This is a genomic window from Pseudomonas sp. CBS, from assembly GCF_024734645.1.
GTDB lineage: Bacteria > Pseudomonadota > Gammaproteobacteria > Pseudomonadales > Pseudomonadaceae > Aquipseudomonas.
On record NZ_CP102929.1, the window covers coordinates 6,917,885 to 6,937,123 of the forward strand.

The 19,239-nt window shown below is 62.3% G+C and carries 14 protein-coding genes; 10 read left to right on the plus strand and 4 right to left on the minus strand.

From position 1 onward, the window contains the following. Window positions 1-39 precede the first annotated feature (39 nt). A complete protein-coding gene (locus tag NVB75_RS31665; protein ID WP_258344875.1) occupies window positions 40-1,098 on the plus strand; it encodes a diguanylate cyclase in 1,059 nt (352 codons plus the stop codon). Between the two features lie 69 nt (window positions 1,099-1,167). Continuing rightward, complete coding sequence (locus tag NVB75_RS31670) at window positions 1,168-2,397, plus strand: M20/M25/M40 family metallo-hydrolase (RefSeq protein ID WP_258344876.1); 1,230 nt, start codon at window positions 1,168-1,170, stop codon at window positions 2,395-2,397. A gap of 135 nt (window positions 2,398-2,532) precedes the next feature. On the opposite strand, the gene NVB75_RS31675 is transcribed toward NVB75_RS31670, so the two are convergent. Together NVB75_RS31675 and NVB75_RS31680 are read right to left on the minus strand one after the other, a co-directional pair. Further along, the gene (locus NVB75_RS31675) at window positions 2,533-5,604 is read right to left on the minus strand and encodes an efflux RND transporter permease subunit (RefSeq protein WP_258344877.1); all 3,072 of its coding nucleotides are present in this window, start codon (window positions 5,602-5,604) and stop codon (window positions 2,533-2,535) included. 2 nt (window positions 5,605-5,606) lie between these two features. Beyond that, window positions 5,607-6,713 carry an efflux RND transporter periplasmic adaptor subunit gene (locus tag NVB75_RS31680; RefSeq protein WP_258344878.1) on the minus strand — a complete coding sequence of 369 codons (1,107 nt, stop codon included), beginning with the start codon at window positions 6,711-6,713 and terminating at the stop codon, window positions 5,607-5,609. Window positions 6,714-6,900: 187 nt separating this feature from the next. On the opposite strand from NVB75_RS31680, the gene NVB75_RS31685 reads away from it, so the two are divergent. The 8 genes from NVB75_RS31685 to NVB75_RS31720 all read left to right on the plus strand — a co-directional run bounded on the left by NVB75_RS31685 (window position 6,901) and on the right by NVB75_RS31720 (window position 17,227). Further along, window positions 6,901-7,767: a pirin family protein gene (locus NVB75_RS31685; protein ID WP_063028911.1), complete on the plus strand. Its 867-nt coding sequence runs from the start codon at window positions 6,901-6,903 to the stop codon at window positions 7,765-7,767. A gap of 63 nt (window positions 7,768-7,830) precedes the next feature. Next, a complete protein-coding gene (locus tag NVB75_RS31690) occupies window positions 7,831-9,273 on the plus strand; it encodes a mechanosensitive ion channel domain-containing protein (protein ID WP_258344880.1) in 1,443 nt (480 codons plus the stop codon). 950 nt (window positions 9,274-10,223) lie between these two features. Beyond that, a complete protein-coding gene (locus tag NVB75_RS31695) occupies window positions 10,224-11,150 on the plus strand; it encodes a substrate-binding domain-containing protein (protein WP_258344881.1) in 927 nt (308 codons plus the stop codon). Window positions 11,151-11,213: 63 nt separating this feature from the next. Then, window positions 11,214-12,722: a sugar ABC transporter ATP-binding protein gene (locus tag NVB75_RS31700; RefSeq protein WP_177027290.1), complete on the plus strand. Its 1,509-nt coding sequence runs from the start codon at window positions 11,214-11,216 to the stop codon at window positions 12,720-12,722. Then, entirely contained in the window at window positions 12,688-13,680 is a 993-nt protein-coding gene (locus tag NVB75_RS31705; RefSeq protein WP_017475202.1) for an ABC transporter permease, read from the plus strand. Before NVB75_RS31700 ends, NVB75_RS31705 begins: the two co-directional genes overlap by 35 nt. 69 nt (window positions 13,681-13,749) lie before the next feature. Continuing rightward, on the plus strand, window positions 13,750-14,829 hold the full coding sequence (locus NVB75_RS31710; RefSeq protein WP_258348814.1) for an alcohol dehydrogenase catalytic domain-containing protein: 1,080 nt from the start codon (window positions 13,750-13,752) through the stop codon (window positions 14,827-14,829). 1 nt (window position 14,830) lies between these two features. Continuing rightward, the gene (locus tag NVB75_RS31715) at window positions 14,831-16,363 is read left to right on the plus strand and encodes an FGGY-family carbohydrate kinase (protein ID WP_258344882.1); all 1,533 of its coding nucleotides are present in this window, start codon (window positions 14,831-14,833) and stop codon (window positions 16,361-16,363) included. A 138-nt stretch (window positions 16,364-16,501) separates the two neighbouring features. Then, window positions 16,502-17,227 carry an SDR family oxidoreductase gene (locus NVB75_RS31720; protein WP_258344883.1) on the plus strand — a complete coding sequence of 242 codons (726 nt, stop codon included), beginning with the start codon at window positions 16,502-16,504 and terminating at the stop codon, window positions 17,225-17,227. Here NVB75_RS31720 and NVB75_RS31725 read toward each other — a convergent pair. Both NVB75_RS31725 and NVB75_RS31730 read right to left on the minus strand, forming a co-directional pair. After that, window positions 17,224-18,228: a LacI family DNA-binding transcriptional regulator gene (locus NVB75_RS31725; protein ID WP_258344884.1), complete on the minus strand. Its 1,005-nt coding sequence runs from the start codon at window positions 18,226-18,228 to the stop codon at window positions 17,224-17,226. The genes NVB75_RS31720 and NVB75_RS31725 overlap by 4 nt on opposite strands. Before the next feature lie 51 nt (window positions 18,229-18,279). Continuing rightward, window positions 18,280-19,143: a LysR family transcriptional regulator gene (locus NVB75_RS31730; RefSeq protein WP_258344885.1), complete on the minus strand. Its 864-nt coding sequence runs from the start codon at window positions 19,141-19,143 to the stop codon at window positions 18,280-18,282. Window positions 19,144-19,239 lie beyond the last annotated feature (96 nt).

A 19,239-nucleotide genomic window follows, 5' to 3' on the forward strand; every position in this document is an offset into this window, starting at 1 on the left:
TGATAGACTTCGGGCAGTCATCCAGGATCAAGCCAGATCATGCCAGCCGCAGGAGGAAAAGGACTTTCGCTCGCTACACGCTTGTACAAGTCGCGCGTCCTGGGATTGACCCTCGGGCTTGTCTGTGTGGCCGCCGGCATCTATCCGCTGGATAAACCCCTTTGGGTCTGGGGGGTGATGATCGCCAATGCCTTTATCTGGCCACATGTGGCGTTCCAATGGTCACGGCACTCGAAAAACTCCCTGCGTTCGGAACACCGCAACTTGTTGCTCGACTCGTTCTGTGGCGGGTTCTGGGTCGGCGCCATGCAGTTCAACCCGTTGCCCAGCGTGACCACCTTGTCGATGATGACCATGAACAACGTCGCCATTGGCGGCCCGCGCTTCATGCTCGCCGGCTGGGTGGCCCAGGCACTGGGGATCGGCGCCTCGCTGCTGGTGTTCACCCCGGCGGTGACGGCCCTCACCAGCGAAGTGCAGCTCTACGCCTGCCTGCCGATCCTGATGCTCTATCCCCTGGCCCTGGGTTGGATCTGCTACCGGCAAGCGATCACCCTGGCCCGGCACAAACGCGAGTTGTTGGCCCTGAGCCGCACCGACAGCCTGTCGGGCCTGCTCAACCACGGCGCCTGGAAAGATCACCTGGAAATCGAGTTCCAGCGCTGTCGCCGCGACCAGCAGGGCGCCGCCATCGCGCTGATCGACATCGATCACTTCAAGACCATCAACGACACCTACGGCCACGTCACCGGCGATATAGTGCTGCGCCAGTTGAGCAAAGTGCTGCGCCAGAACCTGCGGGTCACCGACCTGGCCGGGCGTTATGGCGGCGATGAGTTCTGCGTGATCCTGCCGGACATGCCCCTGAACCGCGCCACCGAAGTGATGGATGCGCTGCGTGACCGCTTCAACTCCCTGGCCTACGCACAGGACCCGACCTTGCGCGCCAGCCTGAGTATCGGTCTGGCGCCTTACCGACCGGCCCACGGCGACGCCACCAGTTGGCTGAACGATGCCGACCAGGCCTTGTACGAGGCCAAGAGCAGCGGGCGCAACCGGGTCAGTTCGGTGCAGGGAAGTTGGCTGAGGTCGATCTGAGGATCAACAAATTGTTTTTTGTCAGGTAGGGTGGAGCGCTCCCTCCCAACAAAAAACAAGGATCGGTTCATGCTCTTCAACTTCCCGCGTACCTTGCTGGCAGCCACCCTGGCGCTGTCGTTCGCCATGCCGGCGTTCAGCGCCGAACCCCACAAACAGATCCCGGCCGATTCCGAGCAGTACAAGGCCGATGCCTTGAAACTGCTGGAGCGCCTGGTGAATATCGATTCGGGCTCCGGCTATGAGCCGGGCCTGACCCAAGTGCGTGACATCGCCGTCGACGAGCTCAAGCAACTGGGTTTCAGCATCCAGCTGGTGCCGGATGCTGCGGCTCATAACAGCCATGTCGTCGCCACCCTCAAAGGCACCGGCAAGGCCAGGATCCTGCTGATGGCCCACATGGACACCGTGTTCAAGGAAGGCTCGGCGGCCGCGCGGCCGTTCCACATCAAGGACGGCCGCGCCTATGGTCCGGGCGTGATGGATGACAAGGGCGGCATCGTCGCCGGCATCTACGCCTTGAAAGTCCTGAAAAACCAGGGCTTCAAGGACTACGCGCAAATCACCTTCCTGCTGGACGCCAGCGAAGAAACCGGCACCGATGGCGCGTCCGAGCTGATCCGCAACACCGCCAAGGGCCACGACGTGACCCTCAACCTGGAACCGGGTCGCCCGGCGGATGGCCTGGTGGTGTGGCGCAAAGGCAGCGCCACTGCGGTGGTCGAAGTCAAGGGCAAGGCCGCCCACGCCGGCGTGGCTCCGGAACTGGGGCGCAATGCGGCGATGGAAGCGGCGCACCAGATCCTGCAACTGGGCAAGCTGGGAGATGCCGAGAAGAAGACCACCATCAACTTTACTGTGATCAACGCCGGCGACCGGGTCAACGTGATCCCGGACCAGGCCACCGCCAAGGCGGACGTGCGGGCGGCGTTGCCGGAAGAGTTTGACCGGATCGAGAAAGACCTGGCGCGAGTCTCGGCCAACAAGCTGATCCCCGAGACTGAAGTGACCACCAGCCTGCACCGTGGATTGCCGCCGATGCCGCAGACGCCGGAGTCGGACAAACTGGTGGCGATTGCCCAGGGGATTTATGGCGAGCTGGGGCGCAAGCTGACCATTGAAGGCAGCGGCGGGGCGGCGGATGCCAGCTTGTCGGCGGGTGTGGGTACGCCGACCCTGGACGGGTTCGGGATTGTCGGGGGCAATATTCACACGCCGGAGGAATATGCCGAGGTGGAGAGTGTGGCGCCGCGGATTTATCTGCTGAGCCGGATGATTATGGAGCTGTCCAAGCGCTGACTTAAAAACGCCACACCTCTAAATGTGGGAGCGGGCTTGCTCGCGAATGCGGTCTATCAGTCGACATCTGCTTACCTGGTACACCGCTTTCGCGAGCAAGCCCGCTCCCACATGGGTTTTGTGGTGTTAGTTGGATCAGGTTGCAGGCACGACTTCCCGGGTCTTCTCCCGCCCCAACACCAAACTGCACAACGCCGGCAGGAACAGCAACGTCAACACCGTCCCCACCAGCACCCCGCCAATCAACACATACGCCAGCGACGACCAGAACACCGACAACGTCAGCGGAATAAACGCCAACGCCGCCGCCAGCGCGGTCAGGATCACCGGCCGTGCCCGGCGCACCGTGGCTTCGATGATCGCTTCGCGAATCACCATGCCCTGGTCCTGGTTCTGCCGAATCTGGTCGGTGAAGATCAGCGTGTTGCGCATCAGGATCCCGCCAATCCCGATCAGCCCCAATATCGCGTTGAACCCGAACGGCTGGTTGAACAGCAGCAACGTCGGCACCGCCCCGATCAGCCCCAGTGGCGCGGTGGCGAACACCATGAACATCACCCCGAACGAACGCACCTGGAACATGATCACGGTCAACGTCAGCAGGATCATGATCGGGAACAGCGCCGCCAGGGCGACGTTGGCCTTGGCACTTTCTTCCACCGGGCCGCCGATGACGATCTGATACCCGGCCGGCAGCTTGGCGATCAGGGGTTGCAGGTCCTTGTACACCGCCATTTCCACATCCGGCGGCTGGGTGCCGTCGACGATATCGGCGCGCACTTCCACGGTCAGCGCACGGTTGCGGCGCTTGAGGATCGGTTCTTCCATCACCGCTTGGAAATGCCCGACCTGGGCCAATGGCACCGACACGCCGGCGCTGTTGGTCAGGGTCATGTTGTCCAGATTGCCGAGGTCTTCGCGCTGGCTGCCCTGGGAGCGGGCAACCACTGATACGGTACGATTGCCTTCGCGCACTTCGGTGATCGGGTTGCCGCTGAGCAACGCGTTGAGCTGGGACTTCACCCCGTCGGGGGTAAAGCCCAGCAGGCGCAGGCGGTCCTGGTCCAGCACCAGGCGATAGCTGCTGGCGCGCTCGCCCCAGTCGAGGAAGCTGTCGCGGGTGAGGGGGTTGGCGGCGACCACTTGGCGCACGTCTTCAGACAGGCTGCGCAGTACATTCAGGTCGGGGCCGGACACGCGAAATACCACCGGGAACGGCACCGGCGGGCCGAACACCAACTGGGTGACCCGCACCCGCGCCGATGGAAATTCGCCTGCCGCGATGCGTTCAGCCATGCGTTTTTTCAGGGTGTCCCGGGCGTGGGCGTCGGCGGTCTGTACGATCAGCTTGGCAAAGGCCGGGTCTGGCAACTCGGGGTTCAGCGACAGGAAAAAACGTGGCGCGCCACCACCAACGTAGGTGTCGACCATCACGGTTTGTGGCTCCTCCATCAGTGCCTTTTCCACCTGCGCCGCCACTGCTTCGGTGCTTTTGAAGGCGCTGCCCGGCGGCATGTACACCTCAAGAATCAGCTCGGAACGGTCGGAGTTGGGGAAGAACTGCTTCTTCACCACGCCCATGCCCAGGCCACACAGCACAAAGGCCGCCACCACCAGCCCGGTCACCAGCCAGCGTCTGCGCACGCAAGCGTCCACCAGGCGGCGCAGTTTCTGGTAATAACGTCCGGCGTAAATTGCATCGTGGCCGCCGGCAACCGGCTGGATGCACGGCAACAGCTTGACCCCCAGGTACGGCGTGAACACCACCGCCACCAGCCACGAGGCAATCAGCGCAAAACCGACGATCCAGAAAATATTCCCGGCATATTCCCCGGCGCCCGAGCGGGCGAAACCCACCGGCAGGAAGCCGATAATCGTCACCAGCGTGCCCGTGAGCATCGGCGCGGCGGTGGAGCTCCAGGCAAACGTGGCCGCATGGATCCGGTCAAAACCCTCTTCGAGTTTGACCACCATCATCTCGATCGCAATGATCGCGTCGTCCACCAGCAGGCCAAGGGAAATGATCAGCGCGCCCAGGGTCACCCGGTCGAATTCGCGGCCGGTCATCAGCATGATCACAAACACGATCGACAAGGTCAGCGGCACGGCGGCCGCCACCACCAGCCCGACCCGGAACCCCAGCGCCAGCAGGCTGATGACCATTACCACCGCCAGGGCGACGAAGAACTTCAGCATGAACTCGTTGACCGCCAGGCTGATGTTTTTCGCCTGGTCGGAGACCTTGGCAAAGTTCACACCGAGGGGCAGGTCGGCCTGGATTTTCGCTTCCTGGGCCTTGAGGGCCTTGTCCAGTTCCAGGCCGTTCCAGTGCTTCTCCATGATCACCCCGAGCATCAGCGACGGGTCGCCCTGATGGCGGATGCGGTAGCTGGGCGGGTCTTCATAGCCCCGGCTGACGGTGGCCACATCGGCGATGCGCAGCAGCTTGCCGTTGGCTTCCAGCGGGACGTTTTCGATCAGCGCCAGGCTGTCGAAAGCGCCATCGATGCGGATATAAGCGCGTGCCCCGGCCGTCTCGACAAAGCCTGAAGGCGCCACGGCGTTCTGGGCGGCGAGGGCGGCGAAGATCTGTTCGGGCTTGATGCCCAACGTAGCCAGGCGCTCATAGGAAAACTCGACAAAGATCCGCTGTGCCTGCTCGCCAAGAATATTGACCTTCTTCACCCCCGGCAGATTGAGCAAGCCCTGGCGCATGTCTTCGGCCATCTGTACCAATTGCCGGTGCGGCAGGTGTTCGGCCTCCAGCGCGTAGAGGGAAAAGTACACGTCGGAGTATTCATCGTTGAAGAACGGCCCGATCACGCCCTTGGGCAACTTCGCGGCTTCGTCACTGAGTTTCTTGCGGGTCTGGTAGAACAGGTCCTGAATCTCGCTGGGGCGTGTGGACTCCAGGTACGTCATGCGCATCGAGACAAAACCCGGCTGGGCGATGGTTTCGACGCGGTCGTAGTAGTCCAGCTCCTGCAGGCGTTTTTCCAGGCGGTCGGCCACTTGTTCCTGCATCTCCTGGGCGGTGGCGCCGGGCCAGGCGGCGGTGATGGTCATGACTTTGACGGTGAACGAAGGGTCTTCGGCGCGCCCCAGTTTGCCAAAGGCAAAGACCCCGGCGGCGAGAATCGCGATGATCAGGAACAGCGTGACCGCGCGATGCTTGACCGCCAGTTCGGAGAGGTTTATCCCGCGCATTATCAGTGTTCCTGCTGACGGTTGAGGGCCAATACCTGGGCCGGCAACAGGCGTACGGCGTCGCCGCTGTGCAGCAGATGCGCGCCAAGCGCGACGACGACTTGGCCGGGGCTCACGCCGCTGTCCAGCAAGGCGTCTTCCTGGCCGAGACTGGCAACGTTGACCGGGGCGAAGCTGACTTTGTCGTCGGCGCCGATCACCCACACGCCGGTGCCTTTGCCGGCATCCTGCAGTGCGCCGATGGGCACGCGGGTCTGTTGGGCCTGGCCGTCGCCTTGCAGGCGCACGGTGATGGTCGAACCGAGGGCGAAGCGGTCGACGGGGCCGTGCAATACATAGCGTGCACGGTAGGTGCGGGTGGTCGGGTCGGCGCTGGCGGACAGCTCGCGCAAGGTGGCTGTCACTGCCTGTTCGGGGGCGCCGAAGGGGAAGGCCAGGGCTTTTTGCGCAGCCTGGTCGCGCTGGTTTTCCGGCAGGTTGACGATGGCTTCCCGGGCGCCGTCGTGGGCCAGGCGCGCCACCACTTGCCCCTCGGCCACCACTTGGCCGCGATCTACACGCACGTCAGTGATGATGCCGTCGCTATCGGCCTTCAGCACCGAGTAGGTACGGCGATTTTCGATCTGGCTGGCATCGGATTGCGCCGAGGCCAGCTCGGCTTCAGCCACTCGCAGGTTAGTGGCGGACTGGTCGAAAATCTGCCGCGACACGGCGCCGGTATTGGCCAGGCGCTGGTAGCGGGATTCGTCATCCCGGCGCTGACGCAGTTGCGCCTGGGCCGCATTGACGCGGTTTTTGGCCGAGCGCAGGGCCAGTTCGAAGTCGCCGATATCCAGCACCAGCAAGGTGTCGCCACGGCTGACGTGCTGGCCGGGATCCACCTTGCGCTCGATCACTTTGCCGCTGACACGGAACCCCAGGTCACTTTCCGTGCGTGCGGCCACTACGCCGGTGTAGGCGCTTTGCTGGCTGCCGGCGGCTTCGACCTTGGCAGCGAGCACCGGTCGGGGCAGGGGTGCTTCGGCGACGGGGTCGGCCTTGTTGTTGCAGCCGCTGAGTACCGCTAACAGGGCCAGGGGCGTGAGAAGACGCAGGGGGAGAGGGTTCATGTCGGGCTCCGAGGGGCGGGGTGAGCTAAAAATTACGCACGTAATATTTGCCCCCATATTATGGCCGAAATATAAATTAATCCAGCCCTCGGATCTTTGTTCCACTGATGGGACGATCAAGGCCGGTTTTGCCGTCTAGCGCTGAATTGGTATCGGATTTAAGGTGTATCCATTAATGGAGACACATATGAAAAACATCATCGGCATCTACACCAGCCCGCGCGCCCATTGGGTCGGCGACGGCTTTCCGGTTCGCACGCTGTTTTCCTACGACACCATGGGCAAGCAGATCAGCCCGTTCCTGTTGCTGGATCACGCCGGTCCTGCGGCATTCACCCCGACCGAGCAACGGCGTGGCGTGGGCCAGCATCCTCATCGCGGCTTTGAAACCGTGACCATCGTCTACAAGGGTGAAGTCGAGCATCGCGATTCCACCGGCGCCGGCGGCACCATCGGCCCGGGCGATGTGCAATGGATGACCGCAGCCAAGGGCATCATTCACGAGGAGTTTCACTCCGAGGCGTTCGCCCGCAGCGGTGGCGCCCTGGAAATGGTCCAGTTGTGGGTCAACCTGCCGGCCAAGGACAAAATGACCGACGCCGGTTACCAGACCATTCTCGATGGCGATATCCCGACGCTGCCCCTGGCCGACAACGCCGGCAGCCTGCGCCTGATCGCGGGCGAGTTCGACGGGGTCAAGGGCCCGGCCCGAACCTTCACGCCGATCGACGTGTGGGACATGCGCCTCAACGCCGGCCGTTCGGTGACGCTGGACCTGCACGCCGGGCGCAACACCGCGCTGGTGGTGTTGCGCGGCACGGTGCGGATCAACGGCACTGAAGTGGCGCGTGAAGGGCAGTTGGCGCTGTTTGAGCGCGATGGCACGCAACTGCGCCTTGAGTCCAGCGACGATGCCATGGTGTTGTTGCTCAGCGGCGAACCGATCGACGAGCCCATCGTCGGCCACGGCCCGTTCGTGATGAACACCGAGCAGGAAATCCACCAGGCGTTTGCTGACTATCAGTCCGGGCAATTCGGGCAGATGCAGCGCTAGGGCGCTATACCCTCCAAAGGCATTTCATGCGATCTTCATGGCATTCGCCCTGGAGTCGCCTGAATGCCCTCATTTATCTCCGATCACCCGATGTTCTGTGCCTTGGCGCTGGTGCTGATCGACATCGCCGTATGGCGCCTGATCTCTGCCGATTTCGCCAATTGGAAGCTGGCGGCGCGGCTGGTGATCTTTGCGGTGTTCAGCGCCGTGCTGTTCAACGAAGGCATGAACCCGATGCAGGTCGCGCCGTTTGGCGACAACGTGGCGCTGCATTTGGCGGCCACGGCGTTTCAGATCGGCTGGTGGTTGTTCGCGGCACGCACCCTCACGGTATTGCTCGGCGCGGTAATGATGCAGCGGGTCGGCCACACCGGGCGGCTGTTGCAGGACCTGGTGGGCGCGGTGATCTTTCTGATCGCGATCATCGCGGCCATGGCCTACGTGCTCGACCTGCCGGTCAAGGGCGTGTTGGCCACGTCTGGGGCGGTGGCGATCATCGTCGGCCTGGCGTTGCAAAGCACCTTGAGCGACGTGTTTTCCGGGATTGTCCTCAACACCACCAAGCCCTACCAACTGGATGACTGGATCTCCATCGACGGCATCGAGGGCCGGGTGATCGACATCGACTGGCGCGCCACCCAACTGCAAACCTCCCAGGGCAGCCTGGCGGTGGTGCCCAATTCGTTGGCGGCCAAGGCCAAGATCATCAACTTCTCACGTCCCGCAGATATGTTTGGCTTGGCGGTCAGCCTGCAAGTCAGCCCCCATGCGCGGCCGCAAACCGTGCTGGATGCGCTGGAGCGGGCGATGCAGGGGTGTCGGCCGTTGTTGGCCAAGCCGGCGCCGAGTGTGGCGTTCAAGACGTCGGCCAGTGGTGGGGTGGAGTATGAGATCAGCGGGTTTGTGCCGGCGATGGCGCTCAAGCGTGAGGTGCGTAACCAGCTTTATGATTTGGCGTTTCGGCATTTGCAGGCGGCGGGGGTGAGTTTGTTGTCGGCGGCCGAGAGTAATGCGCCGGTGGCGGTTTCCCGGGCTCGGGCGTTGTTGGAGAGCTCGTCGATTTTCTCGACCTTGAGGCAGGAGGAGAAGGAGACGTTCAGCCAGAACATGACGCTGCAGACCTTTCGCGCCGGGGAGATGATTTTGCCGGCGGGGGAGGTGAGTGATCACCTGTTTATCATTGAGTCCGGGGTGATTTCGGTGATGTTGACCAAGGCGGGGCACAAGTTTGAAGCCGGGCGGATGGGGCCTGGGGAGGTGATTGGTGAGGCCGGGATTTTGTCGGAGCAGGGTGTGCCTGCGGACTTTTCGGCGAAGACGTTTTGTACGTTGTATCGGATTGAGAAGGAGTATCTGAAGCCTTGTCTGGATGCTCGGCATGACATCAGTGAGGCTATGAAAAGTTTGTTGGATTTCAGGTTGCATGCGGCTCAGAGTTTGACGCAGGAGGCGCCTGTGGTGCCGGTTAAGAAGGGGTTTATGCAGTGGCTGCGGAGTCGGGCTTGACGGGGTACATATCCGTTGCTGCGGTAACGGCGGCTTATGGTTCCGCTCTTACAGCGGGTCACTTTTGGCAAACGCCCCAAAAGTAACCAAAAGGTCTTTGCCCCACCACTCGGTGCCTCGCCTAGGCTCGGCATGCCCGCACTCCGGCCCGGTTCCGCGGGCCGCCGCGACGGGCCATCCATGGCCCGGCGCGGCTAAATCGGCATCCCTGCCGATTTACCCGCTCCACCGTGCCTACTTGCGGCCATCGTGGTTAACGGGGCGCCTAAGATCAAAATCAAAAGCAAAAGCACAGCGGCCTCCCGGCCGGCTTGAGTGTTAAAAGCCAGATCAAAAGCCAGAGCGAAAACAGATCTGCTTTTCTGTGGGAGCGGGCTTGCTCGCGAAAAACCTGAGAGCGCCGCGTTCATCCAGAATGCCCGCGTCATCGTTAACGACCTTCGCGAGCAAGCCCGCTCCCACATTTTTTGGACCGTGCCCGCTTTAGATTTTGATTTGGCTTTTGCTCTTCAACACTCAAGCCGGCCGGGAGGCCGCTGTGCTCTTGATCTGCTTTTGATCTTGATCTTAGGCGCCCCGTTAAACCACGCTGGCCGAACGCAGGCTTTGGAGCGTGGGTAACCTGGCAGGACGCCAGGTTAGCCGTCCTGGGCCAAGGATGGCCCATGACGGCGGCCCACGGTCCAAAGCCGGAGTGAGGGCACACCGAGCCTAGGCGAGGTGCCGAGTGGTGGGGCAAGAGCGTTTTGCTTACTTTTGCGCTCTTCAAAAGTGAGCCGCTGTAAGAGCGGAACCATAAGCGGCCGTTACCGCAGCAACGGATATGTCCACCACCCCCGCCACCCCCGATCAAACACCCCTTGCGACCCCCCAATTTCTTTGCTAGCTTCTTACAAAATGTTAACGATAACATTTGCTCTAAAAATAAAAACAAAACAGAGATCCCCACCATGAAAATGCTTCCGAAAACCCTGTGTTTGTTGGCTCTGAGCATCAACCTTGGCACTGCTGGCCTGGCCCTGGCCGACACCAAACCCGCCCCCATCCGCATCGGCGCGTCCTTCCAGGAAATCAACAACCCTTACTTCGTCACCATGAAAGACGCCCTGCAGGAAGCCGGGGCGACCATCGGTGCGCAGTTGATCATCACCGACGCCCGCCACGACGTGTCCAAACAGGTCAGCGACGTCGAAGACATGCTGCAAAAGGGCATCGACATCCTGCTGATCAACCCCACCGACTCCGTCGGCGTGCAATCAGCCGTCAAATCCGCCCACGCCGCCGGCGTAGTCGTGGTCGCCGTCGACGCCCAAGCCGAAGGCCCACTGGACTCCTTCGTCGGCTCGAAAAACTTCGACGCCGGCTTCCAAGCCTGCGAATACCTGGCCAAAAACATCGGCGACAAAGGCAATATCGCCATCCTCGACGGCATCGCCGTCGTACCGATCCTGGAACGCGTCCGCGGTTGCAAAGAAGCCGTGGCCAAGCACCCGGACATCAAGATCGTGAGCATCCAGAACGGCAAGCAGGAACGTGACCAGGCGCTGACCGTCACCGAAAACATGCTGCAGGCCCAGCCCACCCTCAAGGGCATTTTCAGCGTCAATGACAACGGCTCCCTCGGCGCACTCTCGGCCATCGAAGTCAGTGGCCTGGACGTCAAACTGGTGAGCGTCGACGGCGCACCGGAAGCGATCAAGGCCATCCAGAAACCCGGCAGCAAATTCATCGCCACCTCCGCGCAATACCCCCGTGACCAGATCCGCCTGGCCCTGGGCATCGCCCTGGCCAAGAAGTGGGGCTCGCAAGTGCCGGCCACAATCCCGGTGGACATCACCCTGATCGACCAGGCCAAGGCCAAGGATTTCAGTTGGTAAAACACCCAGGCCCCACGCCAGGCGTGGGGCACAGGTCATCCATCTGAATGCGAGGTCGGCGGTATGAGCAGTCTTCTGAAACTGGAAAATATCTGTAAGCGCTACCCGGGGGTGCAAGCCCTCAAGGCGATCAACCTGGAAGTGCAGCGCGGCGAGATTCATGCCTTGCTCGGGGAAAATGGCGCGGGCAAATCGACCCTGATGAAGATCCTTGGCGGGGTCGAGCACCAGGACGAAGGGCAGATCCTGATCGACGGCGAGGCCCGGCAGTTCGCGACCTACCGTGATGCGATTGCCGCCGGTATCGGCATCGTGTTCCAGGAATTCAGCCTGATTCCCTACCTCACGGCAGTGGAAAATATCTTCCTCGGCCATGAGCTAAGCAATCGCTTCGGCCTGTTGCGTAAGCGCGAAATGGTCGAGGCGAGCGAGGCGTTGTTCAAGCGCCTCGGCGTCAGCATTGACCTGCAATGCGCGGTCAAGCACCTGAGTGTGGCCGAGCAGCAGTTCGTCGAGATCGCCAAGGCCCTGGCCCTGGATGCGCGGTTGCTGGTGCTCGATGAACCCACCGCCACCCTTACGCCCAGCGAGGCCGAGCTGCTGTTCGAGATCATGCGTGAGCTCAAGCGCCAGGGCGTGGCGGTGATTTTTATCTCTCACCACCTGGAGGAGATTTTCCAAGTGTGCGACCGCATCAGCGTGCTGCGCGACGGCGGTAATGTGGGCGTCACCGATGTGGCCGACAGCGATATCGACCGCTTGGTAGAAATGATGGTCGGGCGGCGCCTTGAGTGCAGTTTTCCGGCCAAGCCCACCAGCGAACGCGGGCCGCTGTTGCTGGAGGTCAAGGACATCCAACTGGTGCGCAACGGCCCCCATAACCACTTTGAATTGCACAAGGGCGAGATTCTCGGCTTTGCCGGCCTGGTGGGTTCCGGGCGTACCGAATTGGCGCTGGGCATGATGGGCGCGCTGCCGTCGGTGAGCAAAGACGTGTGGCTGCGGGGCGAAAAAATCACCCTCGACGACCCGGCCCAGGCCTTGGCCCATGGCATCGGCCTGCTGCCGGAAAGCCGCAAGACCGAAGGCCTGATCACCGACTTCAGCATTCGCGAAAACATCTCCCTCAACAACCTGCCCAAATACCAGAACGCCAGCGGCCTGATCGACAAAGACAAGGAATGTGCCAGCGTCGAAGCGTTGATGCGCCAGCTGTCGATCAAGGCCCCCAGCGGCGAGAGCCGGGTGTTCAACCTCAGCGGCGGCAACCAGCAGAAAGTCGTGATTGCCCGCTGGATCAACCATCACTGCGACGTGCTGGTGTTCGACGAACCCACCCGTGGCATCGACGTCGGCGCCAAGGCACAGATCTACGCGCTGATGCGCAGCCTCACCGAACAAGGCTACGCAATCATCATGATTTCCTCGGAACTGCCGGAAGTCATCGGCATGTGCGACCGCGTCGCCGTGTTCCACAAGGGCGCCATCGTCAAGGTACTGGAAGCGTCTGCCGTCAATCCTCAAGAGGTCATGCGCCATGCAACAGGGGGCTCAAGTGAATACGTCCATTAATGCCGTGACGCCTGGCCGGCTGCGCCTGAACCTGGCGCGGCTGATTCGCTCACCGGCGTTTTATCCCTTTGTCGGGCTGCTGGTGGTGACGTTGGTGATGATCTTCGCCAGCGACAATTTCCTCACCGCCAACAACCTGTCGAACATTGCGCGCCAGGTGTCGATCAACGCGATTATCGCGGTGGGCATGACCTGCGTGATTCTCACCGGCGGCATCGATTTGTCGGTGGGGCCGGTAATGGCCTTGTCCGGCACCTTGACCGCCGGTTTGATGGTCGCCGGGTTGCCGCCGGGCCTGGCGATTGGCGCCGGGATGCTGGTCGGGGTGGCCTTCGGCATCGGTAACGGCTTGTTTGTCGCCTACCTGCACATGCCGCCGATCATCGTCACCCTGGCGACCATGGGCATCGCCCGCGGGTTCGGCCTGATGTACACCGACGGCTACCCGATTTCCGGTTTGCCGGAGTGGTTTGGCTTCTTTGGCCGCGAAAGCCTGTTCGGCATTTCGGTGCCGATCCTGATCATGCTGGTGACGTACCTGGCGGCCTATGTGCTGCTGCAACACACCCGCATCGGCCGCTATATCTACGCGATTGGCGGCAACGAGGAAGCGGTGCGCCTGTCCGGTGTGCGGGCGGCGCGCTTCAAGTTGCTGGTGTATGGCATCAGCGGGTTTACCGCTGCGATTGCCGGGCTGGTGCTGACCTCGCGCTTGATGAGCGGCCAGCCGAATGCCGGGGTGTCGTTTGAACTCGACGCGATTGCCGCCGTGGTCCTGGGCGGCGCCTCGATTGCCGGCGGGCGCGGGGTGATTGTCGGCACCTTGCTCGGCGCCATGCTGCTGGGGGTGTTGAACAACGGCTTGAACATGCTCGGGGTCTCGCCTTACGTCCAGAGTGTGATCAAGGGCGGGATCATTTTGCTGGCGATCTTTATCAGCCGTCAGCGCCACAAGTAAACCGGTTATCTCCACGCGGCCATGGTGGCCGCGAGGGGTTCTCTCATGCTCAAGAAAGGTCCGCACATCATGGAAAAGCACAACCAAATGCAAGCCGTCGTCTGCCACGGCCCGAAAGACTACCGCCTGGAACGCGTCAGCAAACCCCAGGCGCGGGTCAATGAACTGGTGATCCGCATCGCCGCCTGCGGCATCTGCGCCAGTGACTGCAAATGCCACTCGGGCGCCGCGATGTTCTGGGGCGGCGACAACCCGTGGGTCAAGGCGCCGGTGGTGCCGGGGCATGAGTTCTTTGGCTACGTGGTGGAAGCGGGCGAGGGCGCCGAGGAGCACTTTGAGGTGAAGGTCGGCGACAAGGTGATCGCCGAGCAGATCGTGCCATGTGGCAAGTGCCGTTTCTGCAAGTCCGGCAAGTACTGGATGTGCGAGGTGCACAACATCTTCGGCTTCCAGCGTGAAGTGGCCGAAGGCGGCATGGCTCAGTACATGCGCATCCCGAAGACCGCCATTGTGCACAAGATTCCGGAGTCGGTGTCCCTGGAAGATTCGGCGCTGATCGAGCCGATGTCCTGCGCAATTCACACCGTCAACCGCGGTGAGATTCAGCTGGATGACGTGTTGGTGATTGCTGGTGCCGGCACCCTGGGCCTGTGCATGGTGCAGGTGGCAGCGCTAAAAACACCGAAGAAACTGGTGGTGATCGACATGGTCGACGAGCGCCTGGAACTGGCGAAGCAGTACGGTGCCGATGTGGTGATCAACCCGTCCCGGGACAATGCCCGGGAGATCATCAATGGCCTGACCGACAACTACGGCTGCGACGTGTACATCGAAACCACTGGCGTACCGGCGGGCGTGACCCAAGGCCTGGATCTGATTCGCAAGCTCGGGCGGTTTGTCGAGTTCAGCGTGTTCGGCGCCGAAACCAGCGCCGACTGGTCGATCATCGGCGACCGCAAGGAACTGGACGTCCGTGGCGCGCACCTGGGGCCGTATTGCTACCCGGTGGCCATCGACCTGTTCGAGCGCGGCCTGGTGACCTCAAAGGGCATCGTGACCCATGACTTCGGGCTGGATAACTGGGCCGAGGCGTTTGAGCTGGCCAACTCGACCAAGTCGATCAAGGTGCTGCTGAAGCCGGTGGTCTGAGATGAACTACGTAATGGGTGTGGACATCGGCACGCAAAGCACCAAGGCGCTGCTGGTGGATGCGGACGGCCTGATCATCGCCCAGCACAGCCAGGGGTATCGCGTGGATACCCCGAAAGTGCGCTGGGCCGAGCAGTGGCCGCAGGTCTGGCTGGATGCGGTCGAGACCTGCGTCGCCCAGTGCATGACCAAGGCCGGCGTAGGGAAAGAGCAGGTCAAGGCGCTGTGCATCAGCAGCCTGTATGGCGGCTCCGGAATTGCTGTGGACGAGCAGATCACGCCGCTGCACCCGTGCCTGATCTGGATGGACCGGCGCGCGGGCGAGCAAGTGGAGTGGGTGCGCGAGCATGTGGACCTGGAGCGGCTGTTCGCGATTACCGGCAACTCGGTGGACAGCTACTACGGCTTCACCAAGATGCTCTGGCTCAAGCAACACCAGCCGCAGGTGTGGGCCAACACCCGCTACCTGCTGCCGCCCAACAGTTATATCAACTGGTGCCTGACCGGTGAGTTGGCGGTGGACCACAGCAGCGTCGGCAATATCGGCGGGGTCTACGATGTGGCCCGGCGTGACTGGTCGGCCGAGATGTTAGCGGCGCTGGAGATTCCCCTGGCGATGATGCCGGAGCGTCTGCTGTATTCCGGTGATGTGGTCGGCGGTTTGCTCGAGAAATGGGCGCAGCGATTGGGCCTGCAGACGGGCACTCCGATCCTGGCCGGAGGCGTGGACGCGGCCATGGCCACATTGGCGGCCGGAGTGACGCGGCCGGGCAATCACGTGGCGATGATCGGCACCAGCATGTGTTGGGGTTATCTCAATCAGCAGGTGGACGCGCGCCATGGCCTGGTGAGCATGCCCCACGTCTATAACGGCCATCAGGACCTGTACATCTTCGGCGGTGCGATTACCGCCGGGGCGTCGGTGAGCTGGTTTCGCGAGCAGTTCTGCCAGGCCGAAGAGCAACAGGCCAGGGAGACCGGCCAGGACAGTTTGTGGCTGCTGGAGCAGAGCGCCGCGAAGATCCCGGCGGGCGGTGAAGGGCTGTTGTTCCTGCCGTACCTCATGGGCGAACGCAGCCCGGTGTGGGATGACCGGGCCAGCGGCAGCTTTGTCGGGCTGAACCTCTATCACAGCCGCATCCACTTGTACCGCGCGGTGCTTGAAGGGGTGAGTTTTGCCCTGCGGCACAATATCGAAGCGGGCACCCGTGGGGCGCATTCCCTTGATCCACGGTTGATTGTGGTGGGTGGGGCGAGCCATTCGGATTTGTGGATGCAGATCATTGCGGACATCACCCATTACCCGGTCTACACCATCGTGCAAGAGGTGGAGGCAGCGCTGGGCGCGGCGTTGTTGGCGGCCCATGCGGTGGGGTTGGTGGATGATCGGCAGATGGAGAAGGGCTGGGTGCAGTTGGAGCTGCGGGCGGAGCCGGAGGCGGGGAATGTCGGGGTGTATGACCGGGCGTTTGTCAGCTATCTGGAGCTGTATCCGGCGCTGAAACCGGTGATGCACAGCCTGCAATTAAATTAAGCGAACACCGAGCCAAATGTGGGAGCGGGCTTGCTCGCGAATGCGGTGTATCAGTGCCAAATTGATTGCCTGACCCACCGCATTCGCGAGCAAGCCCGCTCCCACATTGGATCTCCATCGTTTTAGAGATCGTGAACCATGAACGCTATCTTCGACTTTACCCACCAGCGCATCCTCGTCACCGGCGCCAGCAGCGGCATCGGCCGGGAAATCGCTCTGCAATTGATCGCCAGCGGCGCCGAGGTTTTCGCCTTGGGCCGCGATGCCCAATCCCTGGCCCGACTCGGCTGCGAAACCCTGTGCCTGGACATCGCCAACAGCACCGCCCTGGACCAGGCCATGCAAGGTTTGCCGCCGATGCACGGCCTGGTCAACTGCGCAGGTATCTCTCGCCTGGAACCGGCTGCCGCCATCAGCGCCGAAGCCTTCGATCAGGTGATGAACGTCAACGCCCGCGCCGCCGCCCAGGTCGCCAGCCGTATCGCCGCTGCAATGATTGAAGCCAAGATTCCCGGCAGCATCGTCAACGTCTCAAGCCAAGCCTCACTGGTAGCGCTGGACGATCACCTCGGCTACTGCGCCTCCAAGGCCGCACTGGACGCCATCACCCGGGTGCAATGCGCGGAATGGGGCCGCTTCGGGATTCGTGTCAACAGCGTCAACCCCACTGTCACCCTGACGCCCATGGCACAGATGGCCTGGTCGGCACCGGCCAAGCGCGACCCGGCATTGGCGGCGATCCCCCTGGGGCGGTTTGCCGAAACGGCGGAGGTGGCCCTGCCGGTGCTGTTCCTGCTGAGCGATGCCGCCAGCATGATCAGCGGCGTCAGCCTGCCGATCGATGGCGGCTACACCAGCCGCTAGCCGTTCTCCAGTTTGCCGGCGATCACGACTTTGTCCCGCGGCTTGTGCGGGTCTTCGAGGCGGTCCAGCAGCAGTCGCACTGCGCTGCTGCCGGCCAGTGATGCGTCATGGGCCACGCAGGCAATCGGCACGCCGAAGATATCGGCGAAGGGCAGGCGGTCGATGCCGCAGATGGTCAGGCTTTCGTGGGGGATGTTGTGCATGCGCAACGCACGCAAGGCGCCGAGGGTGATCAACTGGTTGAAGCCCATGATCGCGTCCGGCGCCGAGTGCTCGGCCAGGTAGTCGAGGGTGTGCAGGTAGGAGGGCATCAGCGTGTAGTCGCCGGCACACACTTCGACCTGCACCTGCGGGTGCTCGGCCAGGACTTCTTTCAGGCCCTTGAGGCGTTCCATGGTGATGCGCGAATGCTCCGGCCCGGTCAGCACCAGCAGGCGCTTGAGATTCGGGGTTTGCCGCACCAGGTACTGCGCCGCCTCGATGCCGCTGTGGTAGTTGTCCAGCACCACGCGGCTGAACGGGCTCTCGTGGATGGTGCGGTCGAGCAACACCACCGGGGTCTTGCCGTTGCCCAGGCGCTCCAGGTAGTCCGGCTGGTAGCTGGGTTCGTCGGAGACCGGTGACAGGATGATCCCCGCCACACGGTAGCCCAACAGGGTATCGACCGCCTTGCTTTCCAGTTCTTCGAGTTCGTCGGTGTCCACCAGCATGATGGTGTAGCCGTGCTTTTTCGCCTCGCGGGAAATCGCCTTGATCATCTCGCTGTAGAAGGGGTTGTCCACCGAGGCGGTGATCACGCCGATGATCAGGCTTTCGCTGCGCTTGAGCCCGCGGGCGAAGGCGTTGGGCACGTAGTCCAGCTCCCGCGCCACCTCGAGAATCCGCGCCAGGGTGGCGGGCTTGACCAGGTCGGGTTTGCTCAGCGCCCGAGACACCGTGATGGTGGTCATGTTGACCCGTTTGGCGATGTCGCTGATGGTGACGGACTTTTTCTTGTTCATCGGCAGGGGGAAACCAGGAGAAAACAACCTGAGGCTACCATGTGCACGGCTTCAAATCACCGGATCCCAGCGCTGCGACCAATCCTTTTCCGCCTCCACCACCGCCCGCAGCAAGGCCAGTGCCTGCTGCAAAACCGCCGAGTCGCGCTCGCGGGAATACACCAGGTACGTTGGAAAGCTGAACTCCGGCGCTTTGGGAACCCGCTCCATCACGCCGCTGTCCAGGTAGCTCTGCACCACCCGCGTGCGGAAATACCCGGCGCCGCCATTCTCCAGGATGTACTGCAACGCCAACGGCCCGAGATTGAAACTCAGGGCGGCGCGGGCCTTGTCCGGCAGCGCCGCGTCGTGTTGTTGGCGAAAGCCCTGGCCCCAATCGATATACACGTAGGGCTCGGGCCGCGCCGCCAGTTGCACCAGGATCAGCTTTTCTTCCAGCACCTGCTCCACCTGCAACCCCGGCCAGTATTGCGGCTGAAACACCAGTGCAGCGTCCAGCACCCCCAGCTCCAGTTGGCGCAACAGGTACTCGCCTTCGCGAATCTCGGTGCGCAGGGCGTGACCGGGAATCTGTTCACGCAAGGCCTGGGCCCAGCCGAGCATCAACGGGTTGCACAGGCTGACTTCGCCACCGATGTGCAGCACGTTGCGGTAACCATCGGGCAATGGCAGGTCGCGGCGTGCGGCTTCCCAGGTTTGTACCAGCTGGTTGGCGTAGACCACGAAAGCTTCGCCGTCCGGGGTCAGGCGGGCACCGGCGCGGTTGCGCACGAACAGGGTGCTGTTGAGCTGGCTTTCGAGGTTCTTGACGCGGGCGGTGATCGCTGTCTGGGTGACGTGCAGCTTCTCGGCCGCCGCGGCGAGGCTGCCGCAGCGGGTGATTTCGAGGAAGGTGCGTGCCAGTTCGATGTCCATGAAACCCCCTTGGATGATAGGAGGCATTGTAGGGGCTGATGATTGGAATACGGACAAAAATGTGGGAGCGGGCTTGCTCGCGAAGGCGGTGTGTCA